Annotated in this window: 15 protein-coding genes and 1 pseudogene; 7 read left to right on the forward strand and 9 right to left on the reverse strand. The window is 39.3% G+C overall.

The window, feature by feature from the left end:
* Positions 1-111: 111 nt before the first annotated feature.
* Positions 112-216 (forward strand): annotated as a pseudogene (locus tag CLV48_RS09890) (IS1595 family transposase); the annotation flags it as partial.
* Between the two features lie 37 nt (positions 217-253).
* On the opposite strand, the gene CLV48_RS09895 reads toward CLV48_RS09890, so the two are convergent.
* The 4 genes from CLV48_RS09895 to CLV48_RS09910 form a co-directional block, all read right to left on the reverse strand.
* Positions 254-631, reverse strand: a complete 378-nt coding sequence (locus tag CLV48_RS09895; RefSeq protein ID WP_106567108.1) for an Ig-like domain-containing protein — start codon at positions 629-631, stop codon at positions 254-256.
* Between the two features lies 1 nt (position 632).
* Positions 633-1,763 (reverse strand): 6-bladed beta-propeller, encoded by a 1,131-nt coding sequence (locus CLV48_RS09900; protein WP_170069009.1) that lies wholly within the window; start codon positions 1,761-1,763, stop codon positions 633-635.
* 140 nt (positions 1,764-1,903) lie between these two features.
* Positions 1,904-2,125: a hypothetical protein gene (locus CLV48_RS20550; protein ID WP_130275170.1), complete on the reverse strand. Its 222-nt coding sequence runs from the start codon at positions 2,123-2,125 to the stop codon at positions 1,904-1,906.
* Between the two features lie 126 nt (positions 2,126-2,251).
* Complete coding sequence (locus CLV48_RS09910) at positions 2,252-2,803, reverse strand: Crp/Fnr family transcriptional regulator (protein ID WP_106567111.1); 552 nt, start codon at positions 2,801-2,803, stop codon at positions 2,252-2,254.
* 258 nt (positions 2,804-3,061) lie between these two features.
* Here CLV48_RS09910 and typA point away from each other — a divergent pair, with 258 nt between their 5' ends.
* The 5 genes from typA (at position 3,062) to CLV48_RS09935 (ending at position 9,731) form a co-directional block, all read left to right on the forward strand.
* Positions 3,062-4,867, forward strand: a complete 1,806-nt coding sequence (gene typA, locus CLV48_RS09915) for a translational GTPase TypA (protein WP_106567112.1) — start codon at positions 3,062-3,064, stop codon at positions 4,865-4,867.
* Between the two features lie 448 nt (positions 4,868-5,315).
* Positions 5,316-6,230 (forward strand): hypothetical protein, encoded by a 915-nt coding sequence (locus CLV48_RS09920; protein ID WP_106567113.1) that lies wholly within the window; start codon positions 5,316-5,318, stop codon positions 6,228-6,230.
* 173 nt (positions 6,231-6,403) lie between these two features.
* Positions 6,404-8,062, forward strand: a complete 1,659-nt coding sequence (locus tag CLV48_RS09925) for an ABC transporter substrate-binding protein (RefSeq protein WP_106567114.1) — start codon at positions 6,404-6,406, stop codon at positions 8,060-8,062.
* Positions 8,063-8,073: 11 nt separating this feature from the next.
* The gene (gene hemL, locus CLV48_RS09930) at positions 8,074-9,366 is read left to right on the forward strand and encodes a glutamate-1-semialdehyde 2,1-aminomutase (protein WP_106567115.1); all 1,293 of its coding nucleotides are present in this window, start codon (positions 8,074-8,076) and stop codon (positions 9,364-9,366) included.
* Positions 9,367-9,377: 11 nt separating this feature from the next.
* A complete protein-coding gene (locus tag CLV48_RS09935; protein WP_106567116.1) occupies positions 9,378-9,731 on the forward strand; it encodes a Spx/MgsR family RNA polymerase-binding regulatory protein in 354 nt (117 codons plus the stop codon).
* A gap of 72 nt (positions 9,732-9,803) precedes the next feature.
* Here CLV48_RS09935 and CLV48_RS09940 read toward each other — a convergent pair whose 3' ends face one another.
* Complete coding sequence (locus CLV48_RS09940; protein WP_106567117.1) at positions 9,804-10,751, reverse strand: NAD-dependent epimerase/dehydratase family protein; 948 nt, start codon at positions 10,749-10,751, stop codon at positions 9,804-9,806.
* Positions 10,752-10,895: 144 nt separating this feature from the next.
* On the opposite strand from CLV48_RS09940, the gene kbl reads away from it, so the two are divergent.
* Positions 10,896-12,092, forward strand: coding sequence for a glycine C-acetyltransferase (kbl, locus tag CLV48_RS09945; protein ID WP_106567118.1), 1,197 nt, complete (start codon positions 10,896-10,898; stop codon positions 12,090-12,092).
* Between the two features lie 101 nt (positions 12,093-12,193).
* Here the strand turns inward: kbl and CLV48_RS09950 are convergent, their stop codons facing one another.
* From CLV48_RS09950 to sov, 4 genes are all read right to left on the reverse strand, one after another.
* Positions 12,194-12,868 carry an energy transducer TonB gene (locus CLV48_RS09950; protein ID WP_106567119.1) on the reverse strand — a complete coding sequence of 225 codons (675 nt, stop codon included), beginning with the start codon at positions 12,866-12,868 and terminating at the stop codon, positions 12,194-12,196.
* A 70-nt stretch (positions 12,869-12,938) separates the two neighbouring features.
* Complete coding sequence (locus CLV48_RS09955) at positions 12,939-13,328, reverse strand: VanZ family protein (RefSeq protein WP_245889519.1); 390 nt, start codon at positions 13,326-13,328, stop codon at positions 12,939-12,941.
* Positions 13,325-13,702 carry a glycine cleavage system protein GcvH gene (gene gcvH, locus CLV48_RS09960; RefSeq protein ID WP_106567120.1) on the reverse strand — a complete coding sequence of 126 codons (378 nt, stop codon included), beginning with the start codon at positions 13,700-13,702 and terminating at the stop codon, positions 13,325-13,327. Before gcvH ends, CLV48_RS09955 begins: the two co-directional genes overlap by 4 nt.
* Before the next feature lie 54 nt (positions 13,703-13,756).
* Positions 13,757-20,890, reverse strand: a complete 7,134-nt coding sequence (gene sov / locus CLV48_RS09965; protein ID WP_106567121.1) for a T9SS outer membrane translocon Sov/SprA — start codon at positions 20,888-20,890, stop codon at positions 13,757-13,759.
* Between the last annotated feature and the right edge of the window lie 24 nt (positions 20,891-20,914).

Genomic DNA, 20,914 nt, shown 5'->3' on the forward strand with positions numbered 1-20,914 from the left:
ATAAGTCCCTTAGGGACAAACGACAATCTACAACACATATGTCTGTTATGTCTACTGAACCATTCACAAGCAATATTCTTCCTAAGTTTACACACTTATCGGGATAGTGTCCTCAATGAATTCTGTTATAAACTAAACCGAAGATACTTTGGTAAAAAACTCTTTGATAGACTGGTTATTGCAATCATTTGCCCCTACTTGTATACAAGCGGATAATCATATTGTTTTATAAGGCCTCCGGAAGTATCAAAATTTAAAGTACCTTAGCTTTCATAATTACAAGTATTCTAGGTTTCGCTTCTGAATTGGTTTCTATGATAATTTTTCGCTGGAAAATCCCGGGATAATGGGAGGTAAATGAAAATCCAAGTATTTTAGATTCTTTGGGCCCAATTGATCCAATTTCATGATCCAATACAGTACATTCACAATCTGAAAAAGTGCTTAGGATTTTCACATCCATATTCCCAGTGTTTTTTAGGATTATTGAACCGAAAACCTCTTCGCTGGTAGGCACTTCTCCTAAATCAATAAACTTATTTTCAACCTCAAGAACTGATTTGCTTGACTTTCCTTTACACCCAGCAAAAATAATTACCAAGATAATAACAATAAATTGGTATATTTTCATTTCAAAATGGTTTGATTTTCATTTTCAATAAGTATAATGAATTTACAGAATCTAAGTCCTTAAACATTTTTCCAAAAAATGACTCTTCAATTCCCCCTTGTTTCCTAAAATATTCTATTGTTTCGGAATTTGAAATAAAAATCAATTCATTCTCTGTATTTAGGATCATAGGGTCACCCACTAATTTGAAAGAAATATCATTTTCAAACCCCTTGGAAAAAGTCTTAAATCCATTACTTACCAAACTATATATGCCATAATAAAGACGGCCATTGAGATAATAAGAAAAGACTAAGTAATTATCATTTTTTAAAAAAACGTTTCCTAAAACACTCACTCCGTTTGCAGGATCCTGAAATAATCCTCCAAAAAGAAATTTTTGAAAATCCCCCCTATTGGCAAAGACGAAATCGTTAACATTGTCAGTTTTGTACTTCAAGAAAAAATCAAGTTTCTCCTGATCAAAAACATAAACTTTGTCATCAAAGGGCAAGGAAAAATAAACCTCATTTCCCTGCTTACTGATAAAACCCGAAAATGGAATTATGGCATTGGATTTACTATGATCATAAGGAAAGAAGGTTTTTGTCTCTCCTGTGTTTTTATTATAGTAAAGGACATTCTTGTCCTTGACAAAATCACTAGGATTATGGTTGATATAAAACATGAATTCATTATTAGAAAGCTGTATCATAGAGTTACCAAAAAATTCAATTTTGTAGGAACCTAAAAACTCCAAATCAGTAAGGCTGTACTGAAATAATCTGAGATCTGCTGTTGAAAAAATGGTAAGAGTATCTTCCCAAACGGAAAAATCTTTAATACCTTGATATTGTCCAGGGCCTAGGCCCAATTCCCCTATTTTTCCAATAAAGTATCCGTTTGGGTCAAATACCAACAGTAACGATAGATTCTTATCAAACAAAATAAACTTTTGTTTATGTAAAATAATTTTGTCTATCTGACTTACCAATATGGAATCAGGCAACACAAATTCAGTCACCATTAAATCATAAAATAATTCTTGAAGACCTCCCTCCTCTTGTCCCAACTTATCTCTTATGGATACTTGATGAAGTAGTTGGTCATCCTTTAGATAATATTGTTCATTTGGGCTTTTGCATGAAGCCAAATAATAAAATAGAAAGATAATAAAATACCCACGAAGCATAATCAATATCTGAATAATTAAAAATCAAGAAATGAAAGAGCCTTCATTTAATAAACCAAATAAATCTTCATTTACCAATGAAAGCTCTCTAAACATCAATACTAAGTTTGAGGACCTCCCCCGCACCTGTTAGGAACACAGTTGGTTCTTCCAGTAGTACAGGTATTACCTATTTGAATAATATTTCCATTTGAATCGTGCATTGTACAGACTTCCAGTTCAAATTTACCTCCTGAACTGCCATTAGATGAATATGACGTAAAATAAAAAATAGATAAAGTCATTATTCCTGAAATTAATAGAAAGGTTAATTTTTTTTTCATTTTTCTTTTGGTTAAAATATGGAACATGATTTTAGTTTATTTGCCAAGAACAATACAAATTTACCCCCCCCCACATTAAAATTTAGTTAAACTAGATTAAAAAAGAACTTCAACTAGTTGAATAAATCATAGTTTTCTTTCAGCTTTTAACTTGGAAAGGTATTGGGGACTGACGTTGAAGTAGGTAGCAAGATGTTTTTGGGGAATTCTTATCCATAATCCCGGATAAGCTTGTTTAAAGCTTTCCCATTTTTCAAGAAACAACTTCTTCCCATTTATCAATTTCCATTGGAGGTTGTATTGGTATTTTAGCATGGAGATTTCCTTGAAAACATCCAGCACAAGCTGGTGGTCCAAGTCCCGCTCTTGGAAAAAACCCATTGAAAAGCTTATTATTTTACAATCTTCCAATGCTTCAACTGTAAATGAAGACCTGAGATGACTTCCAAAATAAAATCCCGTCAAATAATAATTGCCTTCAAAAATAAACGAATTGGTAAATTCACCCTCCCCATCTTGATGATATTCCCTCAAAATTCCAGATTCTATCCAAAACAAATTTGCTAATACCTGTCCCTGTGCAAGCAACAACTGGCCTTTTTTCAACCCAATTACATCCATCCAAGGAGCTGATTGATAATTGGGAAACCTTTTGGACACAAAATCAAAACCTTTCATAACAAAACAATCAAACAATCACCTAATATAATAACATTAGTTGTAACTTAAAACTTAAACCTCGTGTTTAATCCAATAGATTCACATTAAGCCCAATATTGAAATCTGCCTTTGTCTATAAAATTAGTTAGTGAATGTTCCCAAATGGAATTACACATTCCATAGAATGAACAAATCATTAAATCTTAGGGACTTTGATAGGCTTGTAAGCTGAAACCAAATTTTCTTCTTACCTTTGCAGCCTAATTCAATTTTACAATGCAGAATATTCGGAATATCGCGATTATCGCTCACGTTGACCACGGTAAGACCACCCTGGTGGACAAAATTATCCATGCCTCCAAAATCTTCCGTGAAAACCAACAGTTTGACGATTTAATCCTGGATAACAACGACTTGGAAAGGGAAAGAGGAATTACCATCCTTTCCAAAAACGTATCCGTAAGATATAAAGACCATAAGATCAATATCATCGATACCCCTGGACACGCCGACTTCGGTGGGGAAGTGGAAAGGGTATTGAAAATGGCCGATGGGGTAATCCTTTTGGTGGATGCTTTCGAAGGCCCAATGCCACAGACCAGATTTGTCTTGGGCAAAGCGCTTGCTTTGGGATTGACTCCGATTGTAGTCGTAAACAAAGTGGACAAACCAAACTGCCGTCCTGATGAGGTACATGAGGCTGTATTCGACCTGATGTTTAACCTGGATGCTACAGAAGAGCAATTGGAATTCCAGACCCTTTATGGTTCCGCCAAACAAAACTGGATGGGTCCGGATTGGCAAAACCCAACCGATTCCATACTTCCTCTATTGGATGCCATCATCGAATATATTCCGGCTCCAAAAATCGAGGAAGGTTCTTTGCAAATGCAAATTACTTCGTTGGACTACTCCTCATTCGTGGGTCGTATCGCCATCGGTAGGGTAAAAAGAGGCACTATCACAGAAAATGCCCAATTGACCTTGTGCAAGGCTGATGGTGTGTTCAAAAAAGTAAGAGTGAAAGAATTGCATGTATTTGAAGGCTTGGGCAAAAACAAGGTAGAAGAAGTACATGCAGGTGATATCTGTGCAGTAACAGGCATCGAAGACTTCGAAATCGGCGATACCATCGCTGCTCTGGAAAATCCTGAACCACTGCCAAGGATTGCGATTGATGAGCCTACCATGAACATGCTATTCACCATCAACAATTCACCATTCTTCGGAAAAGAAGGAAAATTCGTGACTTCACGTCACCTGAGAGACCGTTTGATGAAGGAAATGGAGAAAAATCTGGCCTTAAGGGTAGAATCTACCGATTCAGAGGACAAGTTTATTGTTTACGGCAGGGGAATTCTTCACTTGTCTGTGTTGATTGAAACGATGAGAAGAGAAGGCTACGAATTGCAGGTAGGTCAGCCTCAGGTAATCTTTAAGGAAATTGACGGTGTACAGTGCGAGCCTATCGAAACTCTAGTTGTTGATGTACCTGAAGAAACTGCCGGAAAAGTAATCGAATTGGCTACTCAAAGAAAGGGTGAGCTACTCATCATGGAGCCAAAAGGCGATTTGCAGCACTTGGAGTTTAAAATTCCATCCAGAGGTTTGATCGGTTTGAGAAACAATGTACTGACCGCTACCCAAGGGGAAGCCATCATGAACCATAGGTTCTCTGCCTACGAGCCTTATAAAGGAACTATACCCGGCAGAATTAACGGATCCCTCATTTCAATGGAAGGCGGACAGTGTACTGCTTATGCCATAGACAAATTACAGGATAGAGGTATTTTCTTTATTGAGCCGGGAGATGAATTATACACTGGACAGGTAATCGGTGAACACTCCAGAGACAATGACCTGGTGGTAAATGTTCAAAAAGGCAAGAAACTGACCAATATGAGGGCCTCCGGTTCTGATGACAACGTAAGAATTGCTCCTCCAAAAAGATTCTCCTTGGAAGAAGCTATGGAATACATCCAAAAGGATGAATACCTCGAAATCACGCCAAAATCAATCCGAATGAGGAAAATCTATTTGGATGAAAATGAGAGGGCGAGAATGTCGAAGAAAGACTCTTGATAGAGGCGAGAGTTTAGAAGCGAGAGTTTAGACTAATTAGTCGATAAATTATTCTCTTTTGGCGATTGAAATATGCTTTGCGGAATAATAGAAATAAGCCTTCGGAGAAATAGTTAGATGCGTTTAAAACTATTGATTTTCCTTAAAAGAAAATTTCAATTAAATAAAAGACAGACCTCAGAAGTTGAAAGACTTTTGGGGTCTTTTTTTTGACCAGTAAAAATGAACCAGAAGAGGAAGAAATGGCAGAGTTAGCGGAAAAGGTCCTAAAAATCCACCATAATAACTGAAAAAAATCTAGCTCCAACTCAATTTTTAACCCTCTAAATATCAGTGAGCTACACCTGTATCCACTGAACTTATTAACATTGAATAAATAAATTTTCGTTAAAAAACAAACCTGTACTAATTATACCTCGTAATAGAAAAAGGATAAAACTCAGCAAAAATGAAAAAACTTTTAATTCTTTCCCTATGCATATTGCTCCAGGTCTTTTTATCGGTACAAGCTCAAACGGATAAATTATACCTGAAAGATGAAATCAAAGAGGTGCAGGTAGAAGAAGTGGGGGCGAACTTTATTAAGTTCAAATACCCTAATGAAAAGGCCTCTTACACAATAAGCAGACATCAGGTGGATAAAATAGTTTTTGCTTCAGGAAGAGAGGAAATCTTTGAATCTCCCTTTAAGCCTGTTAACTCCGTCGAAGATTTTGAAAATGTGTATCTTTCCTATCTGCCACAAGACGTAGACGGACTAAAGTCATTAGGCCAGGTTTTTTCAAAAGCTACAGGAGTCACCACTCTGTCAAGCATCAATAATGTGAATAACAGGGCTGTAAGAAAAGTTAAAATGGAAGCTGCAATGTTGGGAGCGAATGTCGTTCTGATCGGCAACACATTCCAAAGGGGCAACCAATATGGCAATGAAAATATTCCCGGAAATGCCACCATGACTAGTATTTCGGGAACAGCATACACTACTTCTCCGCACAATTACAATAAAGAAACAGTCAAAAACTATTTGGAGAATAATCAATATGTGCTTTTCAAAAAAGACCAGTTGAACCGCAATGCTTTCGATAAGAAGACTTCAGTAGTAGAAATGTATGACGCAAACCGGAATGTCAAACTATTTAGTTTTGATGAAGTCTATGAGAGGGACGGGGATTTATATGTAAAATCTAGGAATTTAAGATCAAAATCTGGTGAACTAAGAATTCTTTATGCAAATGAAGAAAACATAACCTTAGTCGAACAAAATAAAAACAGCATTTACAACTATTTCTTACTCAGCGAGAAAGAGCAAAGAATCGTTCAAATGAAAGCTGTTAATGATAGAAAAGCACAGGAAAAAAGGTAAGTGCAAAGGAAAAACTTAATTCATACATCCAAAAGCCCTTCATCAAGGGCTTTTTTATTGCCAAGGAAAAAGGGCTAAACCCCAAACTTCTTTTCATTTGGGCAAAAATGGATTAAATTCGGGTCCTGATAAATTATGGGAATGAAATTTGCCCTTTTATTCAAAAAAAACATATGAGATATTTTCTCCTTGTATTGATATTCCTTGTAAACGCATTGAATCCTCTTTTTTCTCAGGATCAATTTACAGGTTATAATAGAGCAAAAACTTTGATGGGATATGGGAATTATACAGATGCCATGAATTTGTTGCGCCCTTACATGGACGCTCAACAATTTGGTAAACTTTCTCAATATGCTAGCTACCATTTCGCAAGAGCTGCCTACCAAAATGGACAATATATGCTGGTAGAGTCAGTCTTAAAGGAGTTATCCACACAAGAAAACTGGGAAAATAAAGATAAAGCAAGATACCTCCTCGCCCTGGCTTATTTTCAGGAAGGAAGGAACATTGATGCCTTAGAAGCAATAACAAAAATAACAGAACCTGTTGTCAAAGAGCAGGCTGAAAACGCCACATACAACTTTTTAAAAAATGCCTCGGTGAGTTTCCTGATGGGGAATATCAGAAAATTCAATGAAAATAAAGGATTCATGTTGGCCCTAAAAGAGCAGATTGAAAAACAGACTGTCATGTCCACAGATGAGAGGGCCATTTACAACCAGATCAGAACCATAGATTTTGGCAACAAAGGAACTGAAACAATCAAAAAAAATTCCCAGACCCTTGATATTGCACTAATTTTGCCCTTCAATTATTCCGGAGGAAAAGGAGTTCAGAATCTGGCTCCCAATAATTTTATCTTTGAACTCTTTCAGGGCATCCAATTTGCAGCTGAAGAGCTTACCCGGCAGGGTATTACTTTAAACCTCAAATCATTTGATTCAGAGCGTAACCTTTCCAAAGTATCTTCCATTTTGGAGGATCCATTTTTAAAGCAAGCAGATCTTATCATAGGCCCTATTTATCCTGAGGAAGTGGAAATGGTCATGGGATTTTCAGAAAGAAACAGGATCCCATTCATCAACCCCTTATCAAATATTGATGAAAAATATGAAGGTTTAAACTTTGCCTACCTTTTCAGACCATCCATCAGTAACCTGTCAGACGGCATCATTGAATTTGCAAGAAAAAACATAGTGGGGAGAAGGCTGGCCATAGGCTATTCAAATACAAGCAGGGATGAACTTTTGGCAAAAAGCATTGCAGAAAAAGCCCAGCGATTTGGTTACTCTATAATCAGGAATGACCCGGTTAACGGAAGATCCATTTTAGATTTTTTGGAAAGAATACAGCTTAAAAATGGAGATTTGGCTAATGCTGACCTGGTCATCATTCTTTCTGATGACCCAAATGTGGCCGCACCAACTTTTGGTTTCATGGAATCCCAGAATGTAAAAAAACCAATTTTGGTAATGGATAGCTGGCTCTTCTTTAATTTTGCCAACTATGAAATGTTGGAGGAACAGAATTTCCATTTTGTGAGCAATAACACAGTCCAATTTGACAAACCAAATCTTGAAAAGTTCAGGGAAGGTTTCTATTCAAAGCATATCAATTATCCTTCTTTTAATGCACATTTAGGTTACGAATTGATGTATTGGGCTTCCCAAAATCTAGGGCCTCAAATAGGATTCAATCTCAGGGAAAACCTTAATAGTAATGGCTTCCAAATTGGGAGAATTACAAATGGCTTTGATTTCAGAAACAGCAATTCCAATAGATTTGTACCGGTGCTTAAACTGGAAAACGGAATGCTTTTGTATAAATAATCTAAAAATTCATGCAGATATCAAAAAGTAAAGCCTTATTTGAAAAGGCCAAAAATTATATTCCAGGTGGGGTAAACTCTCCTGTCAGGGCCTTCAGGGCCGTTGGAGGTGATCCACTTTTTATCAAAAGGGCGGATGGGGCCTTTATTTATGATGAAGATGACAACGCATATATAGAATTGATCAACAGCTGGGGCCCTATGATCTTGGGCCACAACAACCCAATGATCCGAGAAGCCGTCATCAAAGCTATGGAAAATGGCACCTCTTTTGGCGCCCCTACTGCAAGAGAAATTGAAATTGCTGAGCTTATCACAACCATGGTCCCTTCGGTGGAAAAGGTAAGGATGGTCAACTCTGGAACTGAAGCTACAATGTCTGCCATAAGGGTGGCAAGAGGGTTTACAGGCAGGGATAAGTTCATCAAAATGGAGGGGCATTATCATGGGCATGGAGATTCCTTCTTGATTTCGGCTGGTTCAGGAGCCATTACCATGGGCAATCCTGATTCACCTGGAGTTACCAAAGGGACCGCCAAAGATACTTTGCTGGCTCCTTATAATGATCTTGAGGCCATTGAGAAGCTTGTTGCTGCCAATAAAAACGAAATAGCTGCCCTTATCCTTGAGCCAGTTCCAGGAAATATGGGGTTGGTACTTCCAAAAGAAGGATACTTGGAAGGACTTAGGAAAATATGTGACCGGGAAGGAATAGTCTTGATTTTTGATGAGGTAATGACTGGCTTCCGTTTGGCCAAAGGCGGAGCCCAAGAATTGTTTGGCATTATACCTGACATGACCACATTAGGTAAAATCATCGGAGGAGGACTTCCTGTTGGCGCCTATGGAGGAAGAAAAGAAATCATGGAATTTGTATCTCCTGCAGGACCGGTGTATCAGGCAGGGACCTTGTCCGGTAATCCGATAGCCATGGCTGCAGGATTGTCAATGCTCAATTACCTAAATGAGCATCCTGAGGTCTACACAGAGCTGAACGGCATAGGTGATAAGATCGTTAATGGGTTCAAAACATCCCTAGACAAGCTTGGATTAAATTATACCATCAACCATCTGGGAAGTATGTATAGCCTTTTCTTTACAGACCAAGAGGTATTTGATTTTGCAAGTGCCAAATATTCAGATACTGCACTGTTTGGAAAGTATTTTCAATCCATGTTGCATAAAGGCGTTTACCTGGCACCATCCCAATTTGAAAGTTTATTTCTTTCCACTGCCCTATCGGATGACCTAATTAACAAAATATTGGCCGCCAATGAGGCCGCACTTTTGGAAATACACAATTAAAAAAATCGAAGATGAAATTACGGGTATACGGAATAAAAAACTGCGACACCATGAAAAAAACCTTTAGCTTTTTAGAGTCTGAAGGTATTGATTATGAATTTATAGATTACAAAAAGCAATCCCCAAACACTTCACTTCTCTCTGGTTTTGCTGATAAAGTTGGTTTCGAGGCCTTGATCAATAAAAAGGGAACAACCTATAGAAAGTTGGAAGATCATGAGAAAACAGCTTTGGATACCAAATCCAAAGCAATCACCTTGCTTTCAGAAAAAAGCAGCATGATCAAAAGGCCGATAATAGAATTCCCCGACGGAGTTCTTGTTCTTGGATTTGAGCCGGAGCAGATAAGAGAGCGTCTAGGTTAAATTTCCGGAAAACGTAAAATAAAAAAATCCAAAAGCCCATGACTCGAATCATGGGCTTTTGGATTTTATGGATCAAAATGAATAAGAAGGCAAATGCTTAAGAATGTCTTCTGTCATTTTTTCAAGGCTATACTCATGTTCCCAACCCCAATCTTCCCTGGCCCTGCTGTCGTCTATACTATCAGGCCAACTATCCGCTATAGCTTGCCTAAAGTCAGGCGCATAGCTTATTGAAAAGTCTGGATAATGTATTTTGATACTTTCAAAGATCTCTTTCGGGGAGAAACTGATGGCAGCAAGATTATAGCTGGATCTTATTTTCACATTTTCCCTTGGCGCATGCATCAAATTCAAGGTGGCTTTGATGGCATCTGGCATATACATCATAGGCAGGTAAGTGTCTTCTTTCAAAAATGACACAAAATGCTCACCGGCAATGGCTTTATGATATATGTCCACTGCATAATCAGTGGTACCTCCACCTGGAAGGGACTTATATCCAATCAAACCGGGATACCTCAAGCTTCGGACATCCACTCCATATTTCTGGAAATAGTATTCGCACCATCTTTCCCCTGCCTGTTTAGATATTCCATATACTGTATTGGGTTCTTTTACACAATACTGAGGTGTATTGACTTTAGGCGTATTCGGACCAAAAACCGCAATGGAGGAAGGCCAATAAATTTTGTCCAATTTCTCTTCTCTAGCCAATTCAAGAACAGACAGTAAACTATCCATATTGAGTTGCCAGGCAAAAAGAGGATTTTTCTCACCTGTTGCGGAAAGTACTGCCGCCAAATGATAAATCTGCTTCACATTTTCTGTTTTTACCAAACCCTTTACAGCTTCTTTATCCATGACATCTAGGACCTTGGTCCTACAATAATCAAATTTCTCTAAAGCTTGAGGTTGGATATCAGTAGCAATGACATTATCACCGCCATAAATTGTCACAAGTGCCTGGGTCAGCTCAGAACCTAATTGTCCTGCAGCTCCTATGATTAAAACTCTTTCCATTGTAAAAGACAACACCGGCAGGGCTTCTTAACCCTTGACGTTTTTTGATTATATTTGGGATTGAATGGGGCAAAAATAGTGAATTTCATTTATCTAATTCATTATTATTCCATCGTGTTTTCAAACTATCCTTAAGCAAAGCATATGTACGACACTTTAAAACCCAAATTACAAAAAGAGTTAAAAGAAATTGAAGAAGCGGGACTGTTTAAAAAGGAAAGGATCATTACTTCTCCACAGGCAGCTGAAATCACCATCAGTGGTGGTAAGAAGGTTCTGAATTTCTGCGCCAATAATTACCTGGGCCTATCCTCCCACCCCAAAGTAATCGATGCGGCAAAAAAAGCAATCGATACACATGGATTCGGCATGTCTTCCGTAAGATTTATCTGCGGTACACAGGACATACATAAAGTACTTGAAGAAAAAATATCCAAATTTTTAGGTACTGAGGATACCATTCTATATGCTGCTGCTTTTGATGCCAATGGAGGTGTTTTCGAACCATTATTTGGCCCAGAAGATGCCATCATCTCTGATGCACTTAACCATGCCTCTATCATTGATGGGGTTAGGCTGTGCAAAGCTATGCGCTTCCGCTATAAGCACAATGACATGGAAGACCTTGAAAGCCAACTAAAAGAAGCTGATGCAAAGGGCGCTCAACAAAAAATCATTGTCACAGATGGAGTATTCTCAATGGATGGAACTATCGCACAATTGGATAAAATTGTTGCATTGGCAGAAAAATATAATGCCTTGGTAATGTCCGACGAATGCCATTCTACAGGCTTTATGGGCAAAACTGGAAGAGGAGTCCATGAATTCCGAAATGTAATGGGCAAAATAGATATCATCACAGGAACCCTGGGAAAAGCATTGGGCGGTGCATCAGGAGGATTTACTTCCGGAAAAAAGGAAATCATAGAATTGTTGCGACAAAGGTCCCGTCCTTACCTTTTCTCCAATACCCTCGCTCCCTCAATAGTAGGTGCCTCGATTGCAGTATTTGACCTTCTTAGCGAAACTACCGAATTGAGAGACAAGCTTGAAGAAAACACAAAGTACTTCAGATCGAGAATGACTGAGGCAGGATTTGATATCAAACCTGGGGAACATGCCATTGTTCCAATCATGCTTTATGATGCTGTATTATCCCAGAAGATGGCAGAAAAATTACTAGAAAAAGGGATTTACGTAATCGGATTCTACTATCCGGTAGTACCAAAAGGTGAAGCAAGGATCAGGGTACAGATATCTGCAGGACATGATAAGCATCACCTGGATCAGGCCATCAAGGGTTTCATTGAAGTCGGAAAAGAACTTGGCGTGATCAAATGATTAAGCATTCCCCATAGGAGAATATAAAAGCCGATGCAAAATTTTGTATCGGCTTTTTTCATACATCAAGAAAAAAGGGGCTAAAAGCCCCTTTAAATATTTTATCCAAGTTTGAATCGGATTGGAAGTCTCATCCTCACCCTTACTGGACGTCCTCTTTGCTTACCAGGAGTCCACTTAGGAGCGTTGGATACAACCCTCAAAGCTTCTTCATCGCATCCGCCTCCGATACCCCTTAGGATTTCTACATCCTGAATAGATCCATCGGTGTTAACTACGAATACCACATAAACTGTACCTTCGATACCCATCCTTCTTGCCTGAGTTGGATATTTGAGGTTTTTCCTCAAATATTCATTCCATGCTTCCATTCCTCCAGGGAATTCAGGTGAGTTTTCTACAACGTCAAAGATCTCATCTGCCTTTTCCACTACGGGTGCATCAGCAATGATAACTTCTCGGATTACAGTTTCCTCTTTCACATCAAGGTCAAAATCCACTTCGATTTTTTCCTCAATTTCCACTTCATCAGGTACTTCCTGAATGATTGGCTGCTCGATTGGTGGTGGAGGTGGTGGTGGCTGTTCTGTAATTGGAATATCCAATAGTTCCTCAAAATCATCGGCAACCTGTCCCAAATCTTTCAAAGGTCCTACATCGTAAGACTTATATTCGAAAGCGAAGAGAACCAGGCCGACGCTCACGAGGAGACCAAGGTTCAGGAACATTCCTGATTTTTTGGTCAAATCCGCTTTTGGCGTCTTTTTAGCTTCCATGGTTGTACTTTTATAAAGGTTAATAAATTTTGCATTATACGGAATAACAATCTTAGCCAATTATTTTTATTTATACAAGTGAACTCTTTGCCTTGTGTAAAATAATAAAACCGCTAAAACCAATTAAACCTCCAAAGAGATTTGCCAGGATATCCTCCAACTCAAATGACCTGTTCGGAACATACATTTGCAAATACTCTATAAAGATAGGAAAAAAAACTGAAAACACTAATAAGTTAGTCAATAAATTTTTCCATTTGATTTTTCTCCCACTTTCCAATGTCCCCACTCTGGCCCATAAAAAGGACAATACAGCAAATACACCCACATGAATAAGTTTATCTGCAAAAGGAAACAAAGGAACTTTAGGCAGATTATTGCCTGGAGTCAATATTGCTATGGTCACAAACAATAACCACAGCAATGCGGGAAACAACCTGTATTTATCGAAATTGATCAAGCTCCCACTAACTCAGAATACTCAGCTGCTGTTAGTAAATCCTCCGGAAGGTCTCCTGATAATTTCACTTTAATCATCCATCCATCCTTATATGGAGAATCATTCACCAACTCCGGAGAAGATTCCAATTCTTCATTGAATTCGATGATTTCACCCTCCACAGGCATAAATAGGTCTGATACCGTTTTCACAGCCTCTACTGTTCCAAAGACTTCACCAGCACTGATGGTCTCTCCGACAGTCTCAACTTCAACGTATACGATATCGCCTAACTCTCTTTGGGCAAATTCAGTAATTCCAATAGTAGCAATACCATTTTCGATCCTCACCCATTCGTGATCTTTGGTATACTTAAGTTCTTCAGGAAAGTTCATATTTGAGTTTGTTAAAGGTCGTCAAAAATACAAGGATTCATCAAATCTAAAAACCTATTGTGACAAATTAAATCGTAATTGTCCACCGAAGGCAGTAGAGCTTCTCCTAAAGGCAGTAGTTACCCTTGGATCATTGATAGTCCTGTCAAAATAAATCTGAATATTGAGATTCTGATTAATCACATATCCCACTGTAGGTCTAATCTGCAGATTTAAATTTCCATTGGTGACTGTATTCACATCATCAATTTTTCTCTGCACCTGTCTGGTATCCACCACTCGAGTATTCAATCTCAATTGAAGGTCATTTTTCAAGACTTCCTGCCTACCCTGGATTTTAAATGGCACTTTTACTCCAGCTTTGGTATAACCAAGATCAAATCCAAAATCCCTACTGTTTTGCTCAGTTACCTGGGCATTCGAAAAATTCAAACCAAGATTCCTCTCTGTATTATACTCCATTGAAATATTTAACCTGTCCTTAGTCAGCAAATTGATCCCAACCAAGGGGGAGAAACGCTCCGTGAGGATAACCTGATTTAAAATGAAGATCGGTATAAATTGCCCAAATTCATCAGTCAAGTTTGCTCCCGGTATAATATTGGAAACCCTATTGAAAAGCTCCAGTCCTTGCTGATACAAAAGGGAATTTGAAAAATTGCTCACTTCATACGTGGATGCATAGCCATGTGTAAGATTAATGGAGGAGAAATACTCCCTCAAAGCTGGAATTTGCGAAAGCCCCCTATAATCCACCCTCCAATTGGGTAAAGGAATTTTTGGCAAGGGATTTAAACTGATAGAGTTTGGATCCTTTCCAGAATAAGCCGACAGAAATGCCAATGTCAATACATCCTGTCCGTTTAATGCAAACTCCCCTCCTGAATTTTGGGCATTGAGCCTGGACTGAATGATTGCCCTGTTGTTTTCAAAATCCCTGAAAACAGGGGAAATATTGTTGCTCTCATCCCGGGTAAATGCAGTTCTGATAATAGAATAGGTAATACTATAGCCTCCAAGTCTGTTGGGACTCAAACTGCTGAATTGGGAATTTGGATTCCCTGAATTTCTAAAAATCTCACTGTATTCACCGGTCTCCCTTTTTCTAGCCTCAAAATTTATCCTAAAATCCTTAAATGGCTCTGCCAAAGCTGTAAGCTGAAGATTCATTGTCTTATTCTGACGGAAAGCTTGTGTAAGCTCAACACTTGGCGCCATTATTCCCTCATCAGCCAGTCTTAATCTCAAATTAGGATCCTGACTTCCAAAAATGAACCCAAACCCCGGGTTCAGGAAGCTTCTGTCCAAGCCCAATAAGCCCGTATTTTCCATATATCCTGGCAAAAATGTGCCCTCTACCAATGAATACCTGAAATTGATATCTTTGACCATTGTCAAAAACTTAATAAGCTTATTTGTAAATGGAGTTCCGATAGTGTCTTCCGCGTTCACCACTTGCCTGCCAGGTATACTTGGACGTCTAGGTGCATATAAGGCCCTAAGTTTTGCATTTTTGTTATATAATTTGACAAGATCCAACTTGCCGGTTATGGCTTGATCCCGGGTATTTTGTATCACATTTCCTAAGGTATCCCGCTGGCCAATGGCTCCTGTAAGCCAAGTATAATTGGCAGAATACCTGTAATCCATTCCTATCCAATCTAAGGCTTTAACTTTGTCCAATGGAAGTTTGTAATTGGCCATCAATTGATGGTTATAATTGGTAGTCCTTCCAAAATTCCTAAGATTGACCCTAACAGAATCTCTAGCTTCCTGTGTATCTCGGGGGCCTTCCGGTTCATCTATAACAGAAAAATTCCTGCTCATCAGATCAACCCTTAGATTTTTGGTCAAATCCCAATTGACATTGAAAGTACGGTTCAGGAAAAAACTCTTTTGGTAAAATGGATCAACACCATCTGTAGTTAACTGATCATTCCTATATTGTGTCCGCATAAAACGCCGGTCCATATCTGCCCTGGCCGAGACACTTGTAGGCACAAAATTAAAATTGATATCCCTGATCAGCCTAAATCCTGCCCCACCCGACCAAGCTGCATTCTTGAATGGTTCAAAAATCAAAGGTTTGGGTTGATATACGTAGGCAATATTCCCTACCCTTGTTTCAAACTCATACCGCTCTGTATTGATATTGCTCTGACGGACATTACCAAATGCATAGGAAATGGAAAAATTGCTCAGATCATAAATCTTCACATTTTCCTTTGCTGGGTTCCGGTTTTTTCTCACATTGGAAAAACCAATGTTTCTTCTCTTCATTTGATCAAGTACCTGATTCCGGTAGATTTCCCGTTCAGTATCTGATTGGAATTTATCCAAAGCCAGCCTTAGAGGCACATCCGGATTCAATGGGTCATATTCTGGCCTTACCGTAATATTCTCCAAACTGGCATACATCGGGATGGTCATATTCAAAGCTTCTGGCAATAGTTTTTCCACACTGACATTAGCTGAAATGTCATACTGCGTCGCAGATTCCAAAGAACGCTGAGAAAGTCTCGTTTCCAACCCTCCAAAACCAACCGTATTGTGTCTAATGGAGGTAGAAATCGTGGCTACATCAGCTATTTGGGTATTCAAGATTGCATTTGCCGCCCAACCTGAAGATTCGATAAAACCTGTCACCCGCAATTCATTGGCCCAGATACAAACTGACCTGGAGGCCCCTCCAGTTGCACCTGGATTACGGATACCGATCATCATACCCTGGATAAGTGTGAGTTCGGGTCTTCCGACCACGGTGACTTTGTATTGCCTGATTTCTTGAGTAAAAGCTAAATTTAACGGGACCCTCTGATTGTCCCTGTCTATTTTGACCCCAACAATCTCTTTGATGGCTATATCAATTTCATTTTCCAAAGGCCAGATCTGTCTTGGATCACGGGTCCCCTTCGGAGTAATCAAAAGCGGAACCTCTATTTCATAATAATTGTCAGTGTAATCCGTACCCATTCGGATAAAGGCAGTCAATTCCCCATTTTCGGCATCCTCAGAGTCAGCATGAAAAAACATCTTGATACGCTCATACTGAACCAAATTGAGAGAACCTGTATTCTTAAATACCGCACGGGCATCTCTAGCCTGGAGATCTTCCACGCAAAGGCGGAGAGATTGCTCGTTCAGTCTCCTTTCAACAGCTGCAAGATTGTCCCGGTCCCTGGTTATTCCCGGAGGCAAAACGTAAGGGGATTGTGTAGCACTTCCCTGACCGTTTTCTTCTATATTGACGACTCCTACAGAAAAATTAGAATTGTCCGGCTCAGGAATTTCAAAAAAGCCTCTTTCAAAAAGCGACTCTTGAAACACCCTCCATTGACTGGCAACCAACCTGAAATTGGCCATCCTAAGAACAACAGGCTGTTCAAAATCAGTCATATAAGTCCTCATAAAACGAATAGACTTAAATCCTGAAATCTGGCCCTGCACTCTGTCCGGATTTCTCACAGGTATTCTAAAAAGGTACCAACTTACCTCCTCACCGCTTTGAACAGAGGTGACCCTATCTACTATGTAACCTCTTCCAACTTCCAATTGTCCGGGCCGTAGGTCTATTTCATATTCATAATAGGCCTCAAGCTCATTAATTGTGTTGTCATTATTCAAATCCTCATTGTCCGGAAGGTTAGATCCTGAGGGAGTGTAAGGTAAATTCACATTGGAAGTAATCGGTGTATTACCTTCCATACCATTGAATTTTTTATAGCGCTCCAGGATTTTAACATCACGGTTATCATAATCCTGATCCAGATAATATCTGAAATTATCACCAGAAGGATCAGCTTCAATTTCCTGACGTACCTGGGGGCTTACATTCAATCTATTAAGATACCTATCCCTGAAAAAATCTGCCTCATCCGTTGAATTTAGTCCATCCAATCCAACATCCTGGTTGGCCCTAGCTTCAGGGGAATTGTCAAAAGCCGGAATCAAAAACTGTTGCCTTGTAATCCGTCCCCATTCTGTAGTTGCCGTCTGACTGATGTCACCATCAGCAGGCAAACCATTTTCAAACCCATGCCTGCTGTCCTTAACAATATCTTCCGAAACTTCACCAAGATTAAACCTCAACTTACCGCCGGTTGTATTATTTTGATTAAAAACACCATCCAATACCCTTCCATTTTGTCCTTGGATAAACGGATCAAGCAACCAAAACTCAATGTATTCTACGTTGGTCCTATCAAAATCCACTTCAGTAGTAATGGCCCTTGTGACACCTCCATAATTCAGTCTTGGGTTTGGAAGAAATCCATCTGAGGTCAATGCCGGATTGTAATTGTACATCCCTCTTTCACTTGGAAAATAGGCCAATTCAAATAGTGGTTCGGGAACAATAATTACATCCCGGTCCCTGCTTTGGAAAATCTCCTGGGGAATGACCCTTCTCACATAATGATTCTGCCTGTCCTCTCTGGTAATATTACCCGGGACACCCGGACCACTCTCACGATAGAATACATTATCAATATTATACCAAGCCACCCTGGCCCTTCTGTATGTATTGCCTAAGCGGTCTTCGGTTGTGCTACTGAGGTCAAACTGGTCATTTTCCGTCTTTGGTGTTGCGGCCAATTTCCAGGTCTGTGCCGCAGCATTTCCCAATCCATAAGGGGTAATGGCAGTTTCAAAATCATCAATATAAACGGTAGGTTCACCTGCTACCCTATTGGAAGTTCCGGGAAGCAGTTGAGCAAATTCCCCACTGAATGTTACTAGTGATTTTTCTTTGGTATTTGTAAAGGGAAGAAAATCAGCCAATTTTGTCAAAAATCGGGATTCATCAGAGAAATTAGCATCCAGACCCCACATGCTATTCCTTAAGGTTTCTGAACCCGTAGCAATCCTGGTAATATTTGGCCTTTCGTTGAGATAAAGGAAAGTACCACCCAAACTCAGCTTTTCATTAACAGCATAATCCAATCTCGTCCCCAACAGACTTCGGGTCTGGAATGATACCAAATCTGCCTTTTCAAAACTTATGGTGATCCTTTTCCCAGACTGAAGAATGGATTCATTGATGATATTGACTCTTCCAATATTATAATCCACTGTAAAATCCACGCCTTCTGTCAAAGGAATATTTCCCGCCATTACTATTACTGAACCTGGAGAAATATTCAAGCCCGGAAGCAAAATCTCTGATGCTGAACCAGCAGTCAATCTACCTTTGATAAAAAATTTGTCGTAGCGTGTCACCAATTCAGCATCCGCCCTTGTGGTTCTGTAAAGGGTATCAAATACATAACGGTCGGCCAGATTACGCTCATTGGGCAGGAATAAATTTCTCAAAGTTCTTCCCAAAGGTTCGAGCACCGGAAAAGCCAGCAATCCCCTTTCAGGGAAAATGGTAATTCCTGGGACAAAGTCAAAGTTACCATCTGGAGCAGGGTCATTTTGAGGATTCAGATTATCCAATCCCATTAATCGTATCAATGGCCTATTTCTGACATTCTCACCTTCCAGTAAAGTTGGATTATCCAAACCCGTCCTGTCGTCTCTATAAATTACCTGTAATTGAAAACCATCCCTCATTACTTGATTGGCATTCAGGTTATAGATATTTTTCATCATCAGGTCCCAGGTAGGAATATTGATATTCACTCTAGCAGGACGAAGCATCTTCATGAATATAAATTCATTTTGAGGCCTGTTTTGATAATCCTCCGACATCTCTCCCACCTTGTATACCTGGCCATTAAATGTATATTCGAAAGATACTGCCAGAACCTCATCATTCTGCAACCTTCTTGAAAGCGAGATATAACCAAGCTCTCTATGGAAGAAGAATTCGTTTGGCGCAAGTTTTCTTGCTCCACTCACTTGTTCAAAATCAATACCTCTGGTGATTTGTAAGGAAGATTCAATGGCGCTTGACCCTGTATCAGCAGGCCTAAATGATGGATTTGCCAACAGGTTTTGGAATAGCTGGTTGGCATTATTCGAAGCAGGACTTCCAGGATTCCCCGTACCAATATTTGGGTTTGTAGGTCTAAAAATCCGCGAACCCTCACCCAAATCCATAAAAGCAACAAAGTTCCTTAAGGTTTCGGTATTGTTGGCTCTGTTCATGATATAGACTTCCACCCTGGTGATATTTACTCCAGATAGGATTTGGGGAATACCTCGGAGCCAGCGTTCATAATTATCCCTGAAAAAGTGAGACAAGAAAAAGTGCCTGTTTTCATCATAATTGGATCCCTGGATTTCAAACATCCTACCCTGTCCTCCAGCTTCTATCACCAATTCATCTCTCCTACCCCTTTGGGTTGAGGCCACAGAAGTTACGAATAGATTGCCAAACTGCATCTGGGTTTTTACACCAAATAAATTCTGCGCTCCCTGAATTAGACTATTTTGGACAGGCATGCTGACATTCCCAATCTCAATAGATTTGATAATGTCCTCTCTGAATCCCTGATATTCTACTTTTAGTTGGTTTTGAAAGTCAAAGGAGTTATTGGAATCAAAGTTGGCAGCCATTCTCATTTTTTGGCCCAGGCTGCCATTTACTGCCATTTGAATCTGCTGATTGAAATTAAAATTCCCATTTTGCTGCTGCCTAATGGGAATAGCAGGATTATCTATCCTTCTAAAAATGGCTCCCAGATCCAGGTTAACAAATCCAGTAGGGACAAGTGTAATTTCATCTCCTCCAAAAATTCTATCAAACTGTGGCGAATTGGTAAAAGGAATGGAAATATCCCTTCCGGTAACTGGACTTTCCCCATCCATTCCTCTGGATCTGCTTCTCCAATATTCCTGCCTTACCTTGAATTCCTGAATTTTGGAAAATTCATCAAAATCATAGATTACTCCAGGTGTCAGGGAGGCAGAGTCCAATTCATCTTGGATCCTATACTTAAGGGTTGAATCCATCTCCACTTTGATTTGCTGTTGGTAAGATGGTGATGGATAAAATGGCGAATATTGTGACCTATAGGGGTTTTGGCTTGGAAAAAGGGGGTTAGTCCTTAAATTTGGCCAAAGCAAGAAAGACGGTGACATCCTCCTTTTATTTAAAGAGTCCAGTCTGCTAATTTGAATAGAATCCTGCCTGGCTTCCTGGGCCATAGAATCCAATGGAGAAAAAATAAAACACAGCAACAGTAAAAAAACTGATGCAACCTTCAAATTGGAATCATTGAAAAAAAATTGACGCCCAAGCAAAAGACCAAAGATTTAAATTGTTGA

The sequence above is a fragment of the Cecembia rubra genome, assembly GCF_003014575.1.
GTDB classification, from domain to species: Bacteria; Bacteroidota; Bacteroidia; order Cytophagales; family Cyclobacteriaceae; genus Cecembia_A; species Cecembia_A rubra.